General features: G+C 53.4%; 15 protein-coding genes and 1 pseudogene. 11 read left to right on the top strand and 5 right to left on the bottom strand.

Translation table 11 applies throughout. The features are described from left to right. Positions 1-74 precede the first annotated feature (74 nt). The 3 genes and pseudogenes from M1D91_RS07505 (at position 75) to M1D91_RS07515 (ending at position 3284) form a co-directional block, all read left to right on the top strand. A pseudogene (locus M1D91_RS07505) lies at positions 75-1015 on the top strand (pseudouridine kinase). Beyond that, positions 1003-1938 carry a pseudouridine-5'-phosphate glycosidase gene (locus tag M1D91_RS07510; protein ID WP_437430963.1) on the top strand — a complete coding sequence of 312 codons (936 nt, stop codon included), beginning with the start codon at positions 1003-1005 and terminating at the stop codon, positions 1936-1938. Before M1D91_RS07505 ends, M1D91_RS07510 begins: the two are co-directional and overlap by 13 nt. Before the next feature lie 95 nt (positions 1939-2033). Further along, on the top strand, positions 2034-3284 hold the full coding sequence (locus M1D91_RS07515) for a NupC/NupG family nucleoside CNT transporter (protein WP_437430964.1): 1251 nt from the start codon (positions 2034-2036) through the stop codon (positions 3282-3284). A 56-nt stretch (positions 3285-3340) separates the two neighbouring features. Here the strand turns inward: M1D91_RS07515 and M1D91_RS07520 are convergent, their stop codons facing one another. Continuing rightward, positions 3341-4039 (bottom strand): transcriptional regulator YeiL, encoded by a 699-nt coding sequence (locus M1D91_RS07520; RefSeq protein ID WP_437430965.1) that lies wholly within the window; start codon positions 4037-4039, stop codon positions 3341-3343. A gap of 127 nt (positions 4040-4166) precedes the next feature. Between M1D91_RS07520 and rihB the strand changes: the two genes are divergently transcribed. Beyond that, positions 4167-5099, top strand: a complete 933-nt coding sequence (gene rihB / locus M1D91_RS07525) for a ribosylpyrimidine nucleosidase (protein ID WP_437430966.1) — start codon at positions 4167-4169, stop codon at positions 5097-5099. 127 nt (positions 5100-5226) lie between these two features. Further along, positions 5227-6477 carry a NupC/NupG family nucleoside CNT transporter gene (locus M1D91_RS07530; RefSeq protein ID WP_437430967.1) on the top strand — a complete coding sequence of 417 codons (1251 nt, stop codon included), beginning with the start codon at positions 5227-5229 and terminating at the stop codon, positions 6475-6477. Positions 6478-6500: 23 nt separating this feature from the next. Here the strand turns inward: M1D91_RS07530 and M1D91_RS07535 are convergent, their stop codons facing one another. The 3 genes from M1D91_RS07535 to M1D91_RS07545 form a co-directional block, all read right to left on the bottom strand. Next, positions 6501-7595, bottom strand: a complete 1095-nt coding sequence (locus M1D91_RS07535) for a sugar kinase (protein WP_437430968.1) — start codon at positions 7593-7595, stop codon at positions 6501-6503. After that, on the bottom strand, positions 7596-8453 hold the full coding sequence (gene nfo / locus M1D91_RS07540) for a deoxyribonuclease IV (protein ID WP_437430969.1): 858 nt from the start codon (positions 8451-8453) through the stop codon (positions 7596-7598). A gap of 76 nt (positions 8454-8529) precedes the next feature. Continuing rightward, entirely contained in the window at positions 8530-9582 is a 1053-nt protein-coding gene (locus M1D91_RS07545; RefSeq protein WP_437430970.1) for a YeiH family putative sulfate export transporter, read from the bottom strand. Positions 9583-9683: 101 nt separating this feature from the next. Here M1D91_RS07545 and yieE point away from each other — a divergent pair, with 101 nt between their 5' ends. From yieE to M1D91_RS07575, 6 genes are all read left to right on the top strand, one after another. After that, a complete protein-coding gene (gene yieE, locus M1D91_RS07550; protein ID WP_437430971.1) occupies positions 9684-10550 on the top strand; it encodes a DNA-binding transcriptional regulator YeiE in 867 nt (288 codons plus the stop codon). Positions 10551-10716: 166 nt separating this feature from the next. Continuing rightward, positions 10717-11502 carry a transporter substrate-binding domain-containing protein gene (locus M1D91_RS07555; protein ID WP_437430972.1) on the top strand — a complete coding sequence of 262 codons (786 nt, stop codon included), beginning with the start codon at positions 10717-10719 and terminating at the stop codon, positions 11500-11502. Between the two features lie 9 nt (positions 11503-11511). Next, positions 11512-12177, top strand: coding sequence for an amino acid ABC transporter permease (locus M1D91_RS07560; protein ID WP_437430973.1), 666 nt, complete (start codon positions 11512-11514; stop codon positions 12175-12177). After that, positions 12177-12833 carry an amino acid ABC transporter permease gene (locus M1D91_RS07565; protein WP_437430974.1) on the top strand — a complete coding sequence of 219 codons (657 nt, stop codon included), beginning with the start codon at positions 12177-12179 and terminating at the stop codon, positions 12831-12833. The genes M1D91_RS07560 and M1D91_RS07565 overlap by 1 nt, the downstream gene beginning before the upstream one ends. Beyond that, the gene (locus M1D91_RS07570; protein WP_437430975.1) at positions 12814-13551 is read left to right on the top strand and encodes an amino acid ABC transporter ATP-binding protein; all 738 of its coding nucleotides are present in this window, start codon (positions 12814-12816) and stop codon (positions 13549-13551) included. Before M1D91_RS07565 ends, M1D91_RS07570 begins: the two co-directional genes overlap by 20 nt. Positions 13552-14286: 735 nt before the next feature. Continuing rightward, positions 14287-15756: an amino acid permease gene (locus M1D91_RS07575; RefSeq protein WP_437430976.1), complete on the top strand. Its 1470-nt coding sequence runs from the start codon at positions 14287-14289 to the stop codon at positions 15754-15756. Between the two features lie 71 nt (positions 15757-15827). On the opposite strand, the gene M1D91_RS07580 is transcribed toward M1D91_RS07575, so the two are convergent. Then, a complete protein-coding gene (locus tag M1D91_RS07580) occupies positions 15828-17813 on the bottom strand; it encodes a ligand-gated channel protein (protein ID WP_437431032.1) in 1986 nt (661 codons plus the stop codon). Between the last annotated feature and the right edge of the window lie 87 nt (positions 17814-17900).

The raw sequence follows: 17900 nt of genomic DNA on the forward strand, positions 1-17900 counted from the left end.
AGAGTGATTCATTTTCCTGTAGTGTATTTTCAGCGATCTCACTGATATGGCAATAAGTTGCCAGAGGGCGTTTTATGCGTAAAAAGGATTATATTGTCACTGTCGGCTCCGCTAACATGGATGTTGCCGGGTATTCTCACGGTGTACTGAATTATGCAGATTCCAACCCCGGTAAAATAAAGTTCACGCCCGGCGGCGTCGGGCGCAATATTGCGCAGAACCTGGCGCTGCTGGGTAAAGAGTCATGGTTATTAACCGCCGTTGGCGACGATTTTTATGGTCAATCTCTGCTAAATGAGACCCGCCGTTCCGGGGTTCATGTCAATAAGTGCCTGGTGGTGCCGGAAGAGAATACTTCAAGCTATTTATCCCTACTGGATAATACCGGTGAAATGCTGGTGGCTATAAATGACATGAATATTAGTAGCTATTTATCCGCAGCGTTTCTGGCAAAACATATTGATTTTATACGCGATGCAGCGGTGATTGTGGTTGATTGTAATATCAGTGAAGATGCGCTCTCCTGGCTTCTCACGCATGCCGGTAATACACCGATTTTTGTCGATCCGGTTTCCGCCTGGAAGTGCGTGAAAATTCGCAACTGGCTCCCTCAGATACACACCCTGAAACCGAATCGTGTCGAAGCGGAAACCCTGAGCGGCCTTGCACTGACCGGGCGTGATGACGTGAGCAACGTTGCAAGGTGGTTTCATGAGCGCGGGCTTAAACGTCTGGTGCTGAGCATGGGGGGCGATGGCGTCTACTACAGCGAGCTGGGTGGAGAAAGCGGCTGGTCACTCCCTTTTAAAACGCAAATTATTAATGTTACCGGCGCAGGCGATGCCATGATGGCCGGGCTGGCGGCGTGCTGGGTAGAAGGTTTTTCATTTAGTGATTCGGTCCACTTTGCGCAGGGTTGCTCTTCAATGGCACTCGCCTGTGAATATACCAATAACCCCGACTTGTCTTTTTCAAATGTCATTTCGTTAGTGGAGAAACAAAATGTCTGAATTAACACTCTCACCTGCATTGTTAGAAATATCACCCGAAGTACAAGATGCACTTAACAATAAACAACCGATTGTTGCACTCGAATCAACTATTATTTCTCACGGTATGCCCTTCCCGCAAAATGCGCAAACGGCCATTGAAGTTGAAGACACTATTCGTAAACATGGAGCGGTTCCTGCCACCATTGCCATTATTAATGGGGTGATGAAAGTTGGTCTTTCGAAAGAGGAGATCGAATTATTAGGCCGCGAAGGTCATGACGTAGCGAAAGTCAGTCGCCGTGATTTACCCTTTATTGTCGCGGCAGGATTAAACGGCGCTACCACCGTTGCCTCGACAATGATTATTGCGGCTCTTGCAGGAATTAAGGTTTTTGCAACCGGCGGCATTGGTGGTGTTCATCGTGGCGCCGAGCACACCTTCGATATTTCGGCTGATTTACAAGAGCTGGCACATACGAATGTCACAGTGGTCTGTGCAGGGGCGAAATCAATACTCGACCTGGGCTTAACCACTGAATATTTAGAAACCTTTGGCGTTCCGTTAATTGGTTATCAAACCACCTCCCTGCCGGCCTTTTTCTGTCGCACCAGTCCGTTCGATGTGAGCATTCGCCTCGATACGCCGCAAGAGATTGCCCGCGCGATGGCGGTGAAGTGGCAAACCGGCCTGAACGGTGGCCTGGTGGTGGCTAATCCTATCCCAGAGCAGTTCGCGATGGCAGAAGAGAGCATCAATGCGGCCATTGACAGGGCGGTTGCCGAAGCCGAAGCCCAGGGAGTAACGGGAAAAGCCAGTACCCCGTTCCTGCTGGCGCGTGTTGCAGAACTGACCGGTGGCGATAGCCTGAAATCGAATATTCAACTGGTGTTTAACAACGCCATTCTGGCTTGCGAAATAGCGAAAGAGTATCAACAGCTCGCCTGACTTTTATGCGGGCAGTTTGTGGTCGCCCGCCACGTTATCAGACACACCAAAACCTGGCGCAATCGCCGGGTTTCCTGGCATGAAGGGAAATCATTATGGATATAATGAGAAGTGTTCTGGGGATGATGGTATTACTGGTCATCGCATTTCTGCTGTCCGTTAATAAAAAACGCATCAGTTTACGAACCGTCGGGGCGGCATTGCTGCTGCAAATCGTGATTGGCGGGGTGATGCTCTACTTTCCGCCAGGCAAATGGCTGGTGGAGCAGGCGGCACTCGGCGTGCATAAGGTCATGTCCTACAGCGATGCGGGCAGCGCCTTTATCTTTGGTTCGCTGGTCGGCCCTAAAATGGATCTCCTGTTTGACGGTGCGGGTTTTATTTTTGCCTTCCGTGTTCTGCCGGCGATCATTTTTGTGACTGCATTGATAAGCCTTCTTTATTACATCGGGGTTATGGGGCTGTTGATTCGTATTCTGGGGGGAATTTTCCAGAAGGCGCTCAGGATCAGCAAAATAGAATCTTTTGTGGCGGTGACGACGATTTTCCTCGGGCAGAACGAAATCCCGGCTATCGTCAAGCCCTTCATCAATAAGCTTAATCGTAATGAACTCTTTACCGCTATCTGTAGCGGGATGGCCTCCATTGCCGGTTCGATGATGATTGGCTATGCCGGCATGGGCGTACCGATTGACTATCTGCTGGCGGCATCATTAATGGCCATTCCGGGTGGCATCCTCTTTGCTCGTTTGCTGAGTCCGGCAACGGAAGACTCACAGGTCACCTTCGAGCATCTCTCTTTTACCGACACGCCGCCAAAAAGCATTATTGAAGCGGCGGCCAGTGGCGCTATGACCGGGCTGAAGATTGCCGCTGGCGTAGCAACGGTGGTGATGGCCTTTGTGGCGATCATTGCCATGCTGAACGGTATCATTGGCGGTATTGGTGGCTGGTTTGGCTACGGGCAGGCCTCGCTTGAGGGGATTTTTGGCTATGCGCTGGCACCGCTGGCGTGGATCATGGGAGTGGACTGGAGCGACGCGACCCTTGCCGGTAGCCTTATCGGGCAGAAACTGGCTATTAACGAGTTCGTGGCCTATCTGAATTTCTCCCCCTATCTGCAGACAGCAGGTGCGCTGGACGTGAAAACCATCGCCATCATCTCATTTGCGCTGTGCGGCTTTGCCAACTTTGGATCGATAGGGGTCGTGGTGGGGGCGTTTTCTGCCATCGCGCCGCAGCGCGCGCCGGAAATTGCTCAGCTTGGCCTGCGGGCGCTGGTAGCGGCCACGCTCTCTAACCTGATGAGTGCGACCATTGCCGGCTTCTTTATTGGTCTGGCCTGATATTGAGCGTGCGCCAGCGGCGGCTGGCGCATGTGAAAGTCTGCCGCCTGTCATGGTTAGTGGAGTAAATGACCAAATTTATTCTCAGGATCCATCTCACGTGCCAGCGCGGTTATACGCTTTTTATCCCTGAGGAGATAGCCAGATTTCTGCTTCTCTAATATGCCTTGCTTCGTAAACTGCGCTATTACAAACAAGAGATGACGGTAGGAGACGCCCATGTATTCCGCTGCCTGGGTATGTTTTTCATGATAGACGTCGTTATGTTGCGTCAGCAGGATAAACGCCGCCAGCCGGTTCGCCAGGGGAAATGACTGATTTTGCGTTAACGAGACAATGTTACGGTAATTTTTATGACTCAACGCAACACAGAGGTAGCGCAGGAAAACCACGTCATTTAATAGCTGGGGCCGAAACGCTTTCATTGGCAGGGCAAGGCACCAGCACTCTTCGATAGCCTGTACCGCCCGTGGTTCATGGCTGATGTCCACCAGTTCAATCTCACCGATGAAACAGGGCGCACCGAAAAAATCGATCAGTGATACCCGCCCATTGGGTAAGCTGGCGTAGAGTTTTGCTCGTCCCCGTGCCAGATAAAACAGGTAAGCCGGCTGGGTGCCTTCTCTGATAATAAAATCGCCTGCCATCACATGAAACAGCCGGGTTTCGCTGACGACCGTTGCGGTGAATCGCTCAATATAGCCGGAATCCCGGATAAGCTGTTGTTTTAGTTCTTTATTTTGTATTTCTTTCACAATGATTTCCTGGTATGAGATTTCTCATATTTTGCAACGGTTTTCTGTTGTTATTCTTCAGTCGTCGGCCTGAATAGTTTTCTTTGATGAAGTGAAAATAACCTAACAGCAACAGAGGAAATAGAATATGGAAAGAAGAAAGATTATCCTGGATTGCGATCCCGGTCATGATGATGCTATTGCCATTATGATGGCGGCAAGGCATCCGGCAATAGAATTGCTGGGCATTACCATTGTTGCTGGAAATCAGACGCTGAATAAAACATTAATCAATGGATTAAACGTTTGTCAGAAGTTAAGCATTAATGTTCCTGTCTATGCAGGAATGCCTCAGCCTATCATGCGCCAACAGATTGTCGCTGATAATATACACGGCGAAACTGGATTAGATGGTCCTGTATTTGGACCGCTCACCCGTAAAGCAGAAAGCACACATGCTGTTAAGTATATTATTGATACGCTTATGGCAAGTGATGGTGATATTACTCTGGTGCCGGTCGGGCCACTCACCAATATTGCGGTTGCCATGCGTATGCAACCCGAAATTCTGCCGAAAATTCGTGAGATCGTATTAATGGGCGGTGCTTACGGGACCGGCAATTTCACCCCCTCGGCTGAATTTAATATTTTTGCCGACCCGGAAGCGGCCAGGGTGGTCTTTACCTCGGGTGTCCCGCTGGTGATGATGGGACTGGATCTTACAAACCAGACCGTATGTACCGCAGACGTGATTGCCAGAATGAAAAAAGTGGGTGGGCCTGCGGGTGAATTATTCAGCGATATCATGAGTTTTACTCTGAAAACCCAGTTTGAAAACTACGGGCTCGCAGGCGGGCCGGTACATGATGCCACCTGCATCGGATACCTGATCAATCCGCAGGGCATCAGGACCCAGGAGATGTATGTTGAGATCGATGTGAACAGTGGCCCCTGCTACGGACGTACCGTATGTGACGAACTCGGCGTGCTGGGGAAAGCTGCCAATGCAAAAGTTGGGGTAACCATCGACACCCAATGGTTCTGGGATTTAACCGAAGCGTGTATACGGATGTATATTTGATTTACGGAATCTGTACTCCCGGTTTTCACGTGTAAAGACTCTTACTCCTGACCTGTATTAATGGGCAGTTTGCTGTCGCCCATATCAATATCAGTCATACCAAAAAAATAATATTGAGATAATCATTATGGATATAATGAGAAGTGTTCTGGGTATGGTGGTATTACTGGCGATAGCATTTCTGCTGTCAGTAAATAAAAAATGCATTAGCTTAAGAACCGTCGGCGCTGCGTTAGGGTTGCAGATTGTTATTGGCGGTATCATGCTCTATTTCCCGCCGGGTAAATGGCTGGCGGAGCAGGCGGCGCTGGGTATTCATAAAGTAATGACCTACAGCGATGCGGGCAGTGCGTTTATTTTTGGATCGCTTGTGGGGCCAAAAATGGATGCGTTATTTGACGGGGCAGGCTTTGTATTTGCATTTCGCGTCCTGCCCGCCATCATATTTATTACCGCACTGGTGAGCTTACTTTATTACATTGGCGTTATGGGGTTCCTGATTCGGATCCTCGGCGGCATTTTCCAGAAAGCGCTCAGTATCAGTAAAATCGAGTCCTTCGTAGCGGTCACCACTATCTTCCTCGGTCAAAACGAAATCCCGGCGATTGTTAAACCCTTTATCCACAAGCTCAACCGCAATGAGCTTTTTACGGCTATCTGTAGCGGCATGGCATCTATTGCCGGTTCGACGATGATTGGCTATGCGGGGCTCGGCGTACCTATTGATTATTTGTTAGCAGCATCGCTCATGGCGATTCCGGGCGGCATCCTCTTTGCCCGTCTGCTCAGCCCTGCAACAGAGGCAACTCAGGTTACCTTCGATAATCTCTCATTCACCGAAACGCCGCCGAAGAGTTTTATTGAAGCGGCGGCCAGTGGCGCAATGGCAGGGTTAAAAATTGCGGCGGGTGTGGCAACGGTGGTGATGGCTTTTGTGGCAATCATCGCCATGCTTAACGGCATTATTGGTGGTATCGGTGGCTGGTTTGGCTATGATCAGATTTCGCTTGAGGCGATCTTCGGCTATGCGCTGGCGCCGCTTGCCTGGCTGATGGGCGTTGACTGGGGTAATGCTACCCTTGCCGGTAGCCTGATTGGACAGAAACTGGCTATTAACGAGTTCGTGGCCTATCTGAATTTCTCCCCCTATCTGCAGGCTGCAGGTACGCTGGATGTAAAAACCATCGCCATCATCTCATTTGCGCTGTGCGGCTTTGCCAATTTTGGATCGATAGGGGTCGTGGTGGGGGCGTTTTCTGCCATCGCGCCGCAACGCGCACCGGAAATTGCTCAGCTTGGCCTGCGGGCGCTGGCAGCGGCCACGCTCTCCAACCTGATGAGCGCAACCATTGCCGGGTTCTTTATTGGGTTAGCTTAATTTCTGGAGAAAGCCGCTCTGCTTCAGGCCAGCGAGGCCTGAAGCAGAGAAAGCGCATTTTCGGCAGACAGGGCAGGGTTATTAATGCTGACACTGGCGCGGGAAATGGCGGCGCAGGCCATGGCGAAGTGGGCGCACTCTCTGAAATCACCCCCATCCATAAAGCTGTAGACCAGCCCTGCCATGAAGGCATCATCAGCGCCAAAGCGATCAATTACCTGATGATCCGGGGAAGGGATCAGATACTGTTCACCCTCACGTTTACTGCAAAACACCGAATCGTCGTCAAGACAGACAAATATCCGCTGAACGCCCTGTTCATGCAGTGAGGCTATTGCCGCGAACTGGTCTGCCTCCCGGCGAATGGGCTCTCCCCACAATATCTGCAACTCTTTAAGGGTCGGCTTCAGGGTGTGGATACGCGAAAGCCAGGGACGGATTTTATCCGCTTTAAACTCTGATACGGTATCCACAAACACCGGAAGATGGCCAGCCATAGTGAAAATCCACTCCAGCGCCTCTTCCGTCAGATTACAGTCCGCTACCACCACGCCCGCATGCAACACCAGATCCCGGGAGTTATTGAGTAACTGTGGCGTAAGCTGCTGCAAAATATGGGTGTCGTTAATCGCCAGCACCGTCTCTTCCTGCTGGTTGGCCACTGAAAGATAGGTAGAGGTATTATGACCGTGCAGGCGCAGACAGCTTTGAACATTCACCCCGGCGACACGCGTCTGTTCCAGCAGCGTTTCACCATAGAAGTCATCACCCACGGCGGAAATCAGATGCACATCGCGTCCGAGCAGGGCCAGATTGTGCGCCACATTGCGCGCCACACCGCCTGCCGAGCAGTGAATACTGCCAGGGTTGGAGGAGGACTGAGGATAATGGATAGCTGCCGTACCGCGAATATCCATGTTAATGGCACCGAAAGCGACGCAATAATCCTGCTCGGTGAGTATATAGCCTTTGCCTTTAATAAGTCCTTTGCGCATCAAATCCATGATATGAGCCGCAACGCGTGAACGGCTTATCTGCAGAATATCGCCAATTTCATTTTGCTGAATCAGCGGGTTACTGCGCAGGATTTTGAGTATCTGTTTTTCCCTGTCATTCATTTACGCGGCTGCCTCTTGATGTTGCTGCGCTTTAAGCCAGGCGATCTCTTCTGCCCAGATATCCGGGTTAATGGTTTCCAGAATCAGTGGAATACCGTCGAAACGGCTGTCCTGCATAATCCAGCGAAAAGCATCATGACCGATGTTGCCTTCGCCGAGACTATGGTGACGGTCAACACGGCTGGCAAACTGGCTTTTCGCATCATTAAGGTGCATCCCCCGCAGATACTGAAAACCCACCACACGATCAAACTCAGCGAAGACATCTGCCGTGGTTTCAGCACTGCGCAAATCGTAGCCAGCAGCAAAGGCGTGGCAGGTATCAATGCAGACGCCGACGCGGGATTTATCCTCCACGCCCTCAATGATAGCCGCCAGATGTTCAAAGCGAAAACCCAGGTTGCTGCCCTGACCGGCGGTATTTTCAATCACGGCTGTCACACCGGTGGTTTTATCCAGCGCAATATTAAGGGACTCAGCAATACGTGCCAGACACGCGTCTTCACTGATTTGCAGCAGGTGGCTGCCGGGATGGAAGTTCAGCAACGTCAGCCCGAGTTGCTCACAGCGCTGCATCTCATCCAGAAATGCGTCGCGGGATTTCTCCAGCGCATCCTGAACCGGATGACCCAGATTTATCAGATAGCTGTCGTGCGGCAGGATCTGCCCCGGTTGATAATGGTATTTTTCGCAGGCGGCTTTGAAACCATCAATCACCTCTGTCGTCAACGGGGCGGCCCGCCACTGACGCTGGTTTTTAGTGAACAGGGCAAATGCGGTGGCATCAATTTCAGCGGCACGGATTGCGGCATTTGCAAGGCCGCCAGCGGCGCTGACGTGCGCTCCAATGTATTTCATGAATAACTCCTGTTAAACCCGCCAGGGGAAAGCAATCCCCTATCATAGCGGGTAAACCGGAGGGAGATGTATGGGTTTATGCCATCACATGGTGTACAAGGAGATTTATTGCCCCGCCCCCTACGATTAACCAGATAAACAGCATCAGCGCCATCAACAGCGGTTTAGAACCTGCACGTTTCAGGGCGCTGATATGGGTGGTTAACCCCAGCGCGGCCATCGCCATGGCGAGGAACAACGTGTCGACCGTGACCAGCGCGTTCACCACACCCTGCGGCAGCAGGTGAAAAGAGTTAAAGAGCGCGACAACGATAAAAAACAGGGCGAACCAGGGGATGGTGATTTTGCTCTTCTGCGCCGCATTCGCCGGTGCCAGCGTTTTTACCCGCATCGCCAGAATAATCAGAAAGGGGGCCAGCATCATCACGCGGAGCATTTTGGCAATAACCGCTGCGTTTTCCGCATCGGGACCGATAGCATGCCCGGCAGCCACCACCTGCGCCACTTCGTGCATGGTCGACCCCATATAGATACCGTAATTTTCCAGGGTAAACAGGTGGCTCAGAAAGGGATAAAGCGCCGGGTATAAAAAGATGGCGAGCGTACCGTAAATCACCACCGTTGCGACGGCTACCGTTACTTTCGACGCTTCAGCTTTCACCACCGGCTCAGTTGCCAGCACCGCCGCTGCGCCGCAGATGCTGCTGCCAGCCCCAATCAACCAGCTGGTCTGGCGGTCAAGACCAAACACTTTCTGCCCCAGCCAGCAGGCTAAAAGAAAGGTGGAACTGAGGGTCAGAACGTCAATAACGATGCCGCTGACGCCAACGTCAGCAATCTGGGAAAAGGTCAGGCGGAACCCGTACAGAATGATGCCCAGACGCAAAAGATAATGTTTTGCCACGCGCACCCCGTCGTCACAGGAGCGGCTTAAACGCGGATAAAGGGTATTGCCGAGCAGTATGCCGAGCAGTATCGCCAGCGTCAGTGCGCTCATGCCTGCTGCGGTCAGCGTCGGAACAGTCCCTGCCCATAAGGCCACGCCTGCGACCAGTGCGCTGAGTGCAAGCCCCGGTAACAGGCCAGGCTTCAGCAGGGGGGCATGTTGGGATTGTGTGATGTTGTTCATAGCCTTCTCCTTTGTCTGCGGAAAAGGGTACGTCGCGATGGTTTAAAGGTAAAATTGATTATATATTTATAATTAATCTTTATAAGTGGTAAGGGCAGGGTATGCATATCACGCTCCGGCAGCTTGAAGTGTTTGCCGAGGTTTTGAAAAGCGGATCAACGACGCAGGCCTCACAGAGGCTTGCGCTGTCGCAGTCTGCGGTCAGCGCCGCATTAACCGATCTGGAAGGCCAGCTCGGTGTACAGCTGTTTGACCGGGTAGGTAAAAGGCTGGTGGTGAATGAGCATGGCCGCCTGCTTTATCCGCGCGCGCTGGCATTGCTGGAACAGGCGCTTGAAATTGAACAGTTATTTCGCGAAGAGAACGGGGCCATACGGGTGTATGCCAGTAGCACCATCGGCAACTATATTTTGCCGGAAGTGATCGCCCGCTATCGTCGCGATCTGCCGGATCTGCCGCTGGATATGCGCGTCGGTAACAGTCAGGACGTGATCAACGCGGTGGCAGATTTTCGTGTGGATATCGGCCTGATTGAAGGACCGTGCCACATGGCCGAAATCATTGCCGAGCCCTGGCTTGAAGATGAGCTGGTAGTGTTTGCGCCGCCGGGCTGCGCATTACTCCAGGGTGAGGTCACGCTGTTACGGCTTGCGGCAGCCCCCTGGATCCTGCGTGAACGCGGTTCAGGGACCCGTGAAATTGTCGATTATCTGCTGCTTTCTCATCTGCCTGAGTTTCACCTGGGCATGGAGCTTGGAAACTCCGAGGCAATAAAGCATGCGGTGCGCCACGGTCTGGGCATCAGCTGTTTATCGCGACGGGTGATTGCCGAGCAACTGGATGCCGGCTCACTGGTGGAGGTGCCGCTGCCATTGCCACGCCTGGTGCGCACCCTCTGGCGGATCCATCACCGCCAAAAACACCTCTCCAGCGCACTCCATCGCTTTTTGCGCTACTGCGACATCTGACTGCACCATCACGATGCGCCTGCACCTTTCTGGTGTGCAGGCGTAGCCATAATCTCTCCCCCGACGCCCGCAGCGACAGCGGCCGTCGTGTAGCGCCGCGTTGGCACATTAGTTGCAAAATATGATTCAAAGAATCTTTTGTTTCATAAGCGACAGGGTGATGACGATGAAAAAGTGGATGCGGGCAGCAGCAGGTGCTGCATTAATGTTCTCCTCAGTGAGTGCGGTTCTGGCGGATCAACTGCAGGATATTCAACAGCGCGGCGTGTTGCGCGTTGCGGTGCCGCAGGATTTCCCGCCGTTTGGGTCAGTTGCTATCGACCTTAAGCCGCAGGGCTACGACATTGACATGGCAGAATATCTGGCAAAAGGCATGAAGGTGAAAGTAGAGCTGGTGCCGGTGACCAGTGCCAACCGCGTTCCCTACCTGCAGACCAATAAAGTGGATTTGGTGATTTCCAGCCTCGGTAAAAACGCGGAGCGCGAAAGGGTCATCGATTTCAGCCGCGCCTACGCGCCGTTCTTTCTCGGCGTATTTGGCCCCAAAGATGCCGCGCTTGCCGATGCCAACGCCCTGAGCGGGAAATCGGTGGGGGTCACGCGCGGTGCCGTCGAGGATATGGTCCTGACCGACCTGGTGCCGAAAGATGCGCAACTGAAGCGCTATGAAGATAACAACACCACCATTTCTGCTTATCTTTCCGGACAGGTGCAGTATCTCGCTACCGGTAACGTCGTGGTCGCGGCCATCGCGCGCCAGAACCCATCGCAAGCGCCGGTGAGCAAATTTATGCTCAAAGATTCACCCTGTTACATCGGCCTGAAGAAAAATGAACCAGCGTTGAAAGCGGAAGTGGACAAGCTGGTCGCGCAGGCGCTGAAAGAGGGCACGCTGAACACCTTCTCCGAAAAATGGATGCAGGCGCCATTGCCGGCTCATTTCGGCGCTTAAGGGGTCGGCATGACGACAACCCTTGATTTTGCCGCCCTCTGGCCCTTCTGGCCGCAGTTGCTGGCGGGGCTGTGGACCACGGTCACCCTGACCACTGTGGCGACCCTCGGTAGGGTGTCGCTCGGGATCATCGGCGCGGCGCTGCGCAGTGGTAAACCGACTCTCCTCAGTCACCTCTGGGGGGCGTATGTGGAGCTGATTCGCAATACCCCCTTCGTGGTGCAGCTTTTTTTCATTGTGTTTGGCCTGCCAGGGCTTGGCCTCAAGCTTACGGCAGGGCAGGCGGCGCTGATTGCCATGTTGATTAACCTCGGCGCGTACAGCACTGAAATTATCCGCGCCGGTATTCAGGTCGCGCCAAAAGGCCAGTGGGAAGCGGCGAGGGTGCTGGGATTAACGAAAGTGCAGACCTTTATACGGGTGATTCTCCCCCCGGCGCTGGGGCGGATTTACCCGGCGCTGGTGAGTCAATGCATCATCGTGATGCTGGGGTCATCGGTGGTGTCGCAGGTCTCATATGAAGAGCTGACCTTTATGGCAAACCTGATTCAGTCTCGCACTTTTTTGAGTTTTGAAGTCTATCTGGTCACCACGCTGTTGTACCTTGCGCTCTCATTGCTGATGCGTCAGGTTTTGCTGGCCGCCGGGCGCAAGTGGTTAGGGAGTGAACACTGATGAGCACATTTACCGACTGGGATATTCTGCGCAACCTGCTGCTGGCCGCACGCTGGACGCTGCTGCTCTCCCTGATTGCCTTTATTTGCGGCACCTTAGTGACTCTGCCGCTGCTGGTGCTGCGCATCAGCCGCTGGGTGTGGCCGAAACGTTGTATTGCAGCTTACGCCGCCCTGTTTCAGGGCACGCCGCTGCTGATGCAGCTCTTCCTGGCGTTCTTTGGTCTTGCGCTGTTTGGCATTGATGTCAGCCCCTGGACGGCGGCCACGCTGGCGCTGACCTTATTCACCAGCGCTTTTTTGCTCGATATCTGGTACGGCAGCATCAAAGCGTTACCAAAGGGGCAGTGGGAGGCGTGCCGCTGCCTGGGGTTAAGCTTCGGTCAGACGTTGTTTCGCGTGATTGCGCCCCAGGCAATACGTATTGCCATCGCCCCGACGGTGGGCTTCTCGGTGCAGGTGGTGAAGGGGACAGCCCTGGCTTCCATTATTGGCTTTGTTGAACTCACCAAGGCGGGCACCATGCTCAATAACGTCACCTTTGCACCCTTTAAAGTGTTTGGCCTGGTCGCGCTGGGCTATTTCCTGATGTGTTACCCGCTGTCGCGTTACAGCCGTTACCTGGAGAAGAAATTCCATGCCGCTCATCACCATTAATGACGTGCAAAAATATTACGGCGACAACCATGTGCTGAAGGGCGTCAGTCTGGATATCGAAATGGGTGAAGTGGTGTCGATTATCGGGCGCAGCGGCTCGGGAAAAAGCACGTTGCTGCGCTGCATGAACGGCCTGGAAGGTTACCAGGACGGCAGCATCAAGCTCGGTGGCATGACGGTGACGGACAGAGATTCGCAAGCCCGCGAGATCAGCCGTTCTGTCGGGATGGTGTTCCAGAGTTTTAACCTGTTTCCCCATATGACCGCGCTGGAAAACGTGATGCTGGCGCCGCGCCGGGTGCTGAAATTGCCCGCTGATGAGTGCCGCCAGTTGGCAAAAGAGATGCTGGAGAAGGTCGGGTTAGGGGAGCGTATGGACTATTATCCGTCGAACCTCTCCGGGGGGCAGCAGCAGCGCGTGGCCATTGCCCGTGCGCTGGCGATGAAACCCAAAGTGCTGTTGTGCGATGAAATCACCTCAGCACTGGACCCGGAGCTGGTGGGGGAGGTATTGCGCGTGCTGGAGCAACTTGCCGCTGAAGGTATGACGCTGATTCTGGTGACCCATGAGATGAGTTTCGCCCGGGAAGTGGGTGACAGGGTGGTGTTTATGCATCAGGGAAAAGTCTGGGAGCAGGGGGAGAGCAAGTCGTTCTTTAATCAGCCGAAGACACCAGAATTACAGCAGTTTATTGCGTCGGTAAGAGGGCTGAACTAGCCCTTGTGTAACCACCCCTCATCCTTACCTTCTCCCCAAAAGGGGGGAGGGACCCTGGTAATATTACGTTTTTACCGCCATAACGCGGCGCAATCAGAATAAAGCAATTACAGCGATGACAGGGTCCGGCTGAAAATCGGCGACGCGTATCCGCAAGGCCGGGGCGCCGCGCAGGGATGCGCGGCGAGGGCGGCTTTACAGGGAGGTTTCCTCCGCCCGTCCCCGATAAGCCTGAAGGATTAAGCGTCGTGGACTGCGCAGCGGCGATTTTCTTAGCCGGGAGCCCGGGTCGCCAGGGTGGTGGCGGTGAACCACCCTGGCACGTTCACGGGTTCTGGAGCTACAGAGAAGCAAGGAAGATAAGGTGAACGGAATGACCCTCAGAGCCGCATGTTCCCCTCACCCTGACCTTCTCCCCCAAGAGGAGAGGGAGCTGTCCGTGCTCGCATTTTCTTTGTGGTAATTCCTTAACCCTGAGTGAGAGGGAACTGTCCGTGCTCGCACTTTCTTTGTGGTAATTCCTTAACCCTGAGTGAGAGTGAACCGAACGAGAATGGCTTTGATTTTCTCCCTCTCCCTTAGGGAGAGGGCCGGGGTGAGGGGGCGTCATCCACTGCCTTACTTATAATCCACCTGCTATCATGAAGGTGTCTAATATGAGGGTTTTTGTGCCAGATTGAACCCTTTTCGTTTGCTACAATCGCGCCTCATTTTTTGGATGGATAGCATTTTCTTATGGTTTGTGAAACTAAAACCACACAAGCGCCCACGCTTCGCCGTGCGCTCAAGGCGCGTCACCTGACGATGATCGCCATTGGCGGATCTATCGGAACTGGTCTTTTTGTTGCATCCGGGGCGACGATTTCCGCAGCGGGCCCGGGCGGCGCGCTCTTCTCTTATATTCTCATCGGCCTGATGGTCTATTTCCTGATGACCAGCCTGGGCGAGCTGGCGGCGTACATGCCGGTTTCCGGTTCATTTGCCACCTATGGTCAGCAGTATGTTGAAGAGGGTTTTGGCTTCGCGCTGGGCTGGAACTACTGGTACAACTGGGCCGTCACCATCGCCGTGGACCTGGTTGCCGCGCAGCTGGTAATGACCTGGTGGTTTCCCGATACGCCGGGCTGGATCTGGAGCGCCGTGTTCCTCTGCGTCATCTTCCTGCTGAACTATATCTCGGTGAAGGGCTTTGGTGAGGCCGAATACTGGTTCTCGCTGATTAAAGTGGCGACCGTGGTTATCTTTATCGTCATCGGTATCATGATGATTGTGGGCATTTTCAAAGGCGCGCAGCCTGCGGGGTGGAGCAACTGGACGACAGGAGATGCGCCTTTTGCCGGCGGCCTGTCGGCGATGATTGGTGTGGCCATGATCGTTGGCTTCTCTTTCCAGGGCACCGAGCTTATTGGCATCGCGGCGGGTGAATCTGAAGATCCTGAGAAAAATATTCCGCGCGCCGTGCGCCAGGTCTTCTGGCGTATTCTGCTGTTCTATGTGTTCGCGATTCTGATTATCAGCCTGATCATTCCGTACACCGATCCGAGCCTGCTGCGCAACGATGTAAAAGACATCAGTGTCAGCCCATTCACGCTGGTGTTCCAGCATGCCGGTCTGCTCTCTGCGGCTGCCATTATGAATGCGGTGATCCTGACGGCGGTACTCTCAGCCGGTAACTCTGGCATGTACGCGTCGACCCGTATGCTTTACACCCTGGCCTGCGACGGTAAAGCGCCGCGTATCTTCGCTAAGCTGTCAAAAGGCGGTGTCCCACGCAACGCGCTGTATGCCACTACCGTGATTGCGGGGCTGTGCTTCCTGACCTCTATGTTTGGTAACCAGACGGTTTATCTGTGGTTATTGAATACCTCCGGCATGACGGGCTTTATCGCCTGGCTGGGGATTGCCATCAGCCATTATCGTTTCCGTCGTGGTTATGTGATGCAGGGGCACGATCTCAATAATCTGCCGTACCGCTCGGGTTTCTTCCCGCTGGGGCCGATGTTTGCCTTCGCCCTGTGCCTGATCATTACCCTTGGTCAGAACTATGAAGCCTTCCTGAAAGACACCATTGACTGGGGCGCAGTGGCAGCAACTTACATTGGTATCCCGCTGTTCCTGATTATCTGGTTTGGTTACAAATTCTCCAGAGGCACCCGCTTTGTTAGCTACAAAGAGATGGTGTTCCCGGAGCGTTTTACGAAGTAAATCTCAGTTCCTGGCAGTCACAAATAAAAACGCCCCGGCAATCTGTCGGGGCGTTTTCTCATGTACGGATATCAGAAGCTATAGGTTAAACCGAGAGTATAACGGCGGCCATCAAGCACGGTGTCGTAGGTATCATAGTCAATTTGCTTATCAAGCACGTTATAGACACCCGCAGAAACCAGCAGATCTTTGGTGGCGTTATAGCGCACGCCCACATCCACCTGCGTGTAGGATGGCGTGCCCTGAGACATAGAGGTACGGCTCAGGTATTCCGAGGTTTTGCCGCGGAAGTTCAGGCGGCTCCATAAGCCCACATCCTGCATCGCCTGCCAGTCCAGCGTGGTGTTCAGCATGTGTTTTGGCATTTTGTTCAATGGTTTGCCAGAGAACTGCCCGCTTTTTTGCTCAGACTCCGTGTAGGTGTAATTGGCGGTCAGGTTCAGGTCAGGGGTGATTTTCCAGCCAAAGGAGGACTCCACGCCGCGCATGTTAGCTTTGTCGACGTTCACCCGGTCACTGACGAAATCATAGCTGACGTTACCGATAGTACAGGCCGGATCGGCGCTACTGTTGCAGCGACGAACTTCAGTTATTTTGTTTTTAAAATCGGTGTTAAAGAGGGTGATCCCGGCGTTCAGGTTATCGTTGTTATCCCACAACAAGGCCAGTTCTTCGCTTACGCTCTTCTCGGGCTTCAAATCCGGGTTACCCACGATAATGCCGTTCAGTCGACCGCCCCCTGTCACCTGTCCCCAGTTCGCGGAGGACTGACGCAAATCAGGTGCCCGATAACCGGCGGATACGCCCCCTTTCAGCGTCCATTGATCGGTCAGATGCCAGACACCGTAGCCACGCGGCGTCCAGTTGGTGCCATAGTTTTCATCCTTGTCCATACGCAGACCGCCGGTCAGACTCAGATTATCGAGAATGGCCCACTCATCTTCAGCAAACAGCGCCCAGCTCCAGCGGGTCAGTTTATTCAGACCGTCTGCCGCTTCCAGCTGGTTACCGTTATCGCGCAGTTTTTCGTAGCGATACTGACCGCCCAGCGTCAGGGTATGCGCATCCAGGAAGATCTGGTTCTGGGTGTTAAAGGTGGTGTTCCAGGACTTCATTTCACGACCTGGGTTATTGGTCTCTTCCTGCTGGAGATAGCTGACGGTGTTGACGTCTTCGTAATACCCGCTGTGGGTCAACGCATAAGTGGTGTGCTCGTAGCGGCTTTCACTTTTGCTGTTGGGGGTGCAGACGCTTCCACGGCAGCTTTGCGCAGCAGACGATTTACCTGGCGTACTGTTTCGATCCTGTAATTCACGTGAGACATCGAAATCGATGTCGTTTTTATCATCCGGTGTAAAGTTCAGTGTGACCCCGCCGTTGCGCAGACGCTGCTCGTTGTAGCCATTAAGAATCTTATCTTCGGCACGACGGGAGAAGAGGCCGGTCGCCTTCACGCCCAGCAGACCATCAATTAACGGGCCGGAGGCATAGGCATTGGTCTGATACAGATCGCCGGAGTCGCGATTTTCCTGCCAGGTGGCATCGCCATGCAGCGAGCCTGTCCAGGCCTGGGTATTGGAGACTTTTTTGGTGATGACGTTGATAACCCCGCCCATTGCATCCGAACCGTAGAGCGAGGACATCGGGCCACGAATCACTTCAATACGCTCTATGGATTCCAGAGGGGGCAGCCAGCCCTGTTCTATACCGGCGTTGTCGCTGTTCGGCCGAGTGCCACGGGTGCTGACGCGTTTGCCATTAACCAGGAAAAGGGTGTACTGGGAGCCCATACCGCGAATGCTGATATCGCTGCTACTGCCTCCGCCCGTTACCACTACGCCCGGGACATCTTTCAGGGCGTCGGTAACATCACGATAGGCCTTATCTTCGATTTGTTGTTTAGAGATAACCGAAATTGAGGCCGGGGCATTCTGGATTTTTTGTTCAAAACCGGTAGCGGAGACAACAACGGTATCCTGGTCGGCGGCGTGTAACAGGGAGGGGGAGAGTGCTGCACAGATTGCGACAGCAAGGACGTTTGCGCGAGGTGTCATCATCATGTCATTCCGTTTCAATGAAAAAGATGCCATATCAAAACCATGAAAACGCTAAGTGTTTGTCTTTTAAGCCTTCATGAGATGGCG

The sequence above is a fragment of the Enterobacter sp. SA197 genome (assembly GCF_054131575.1).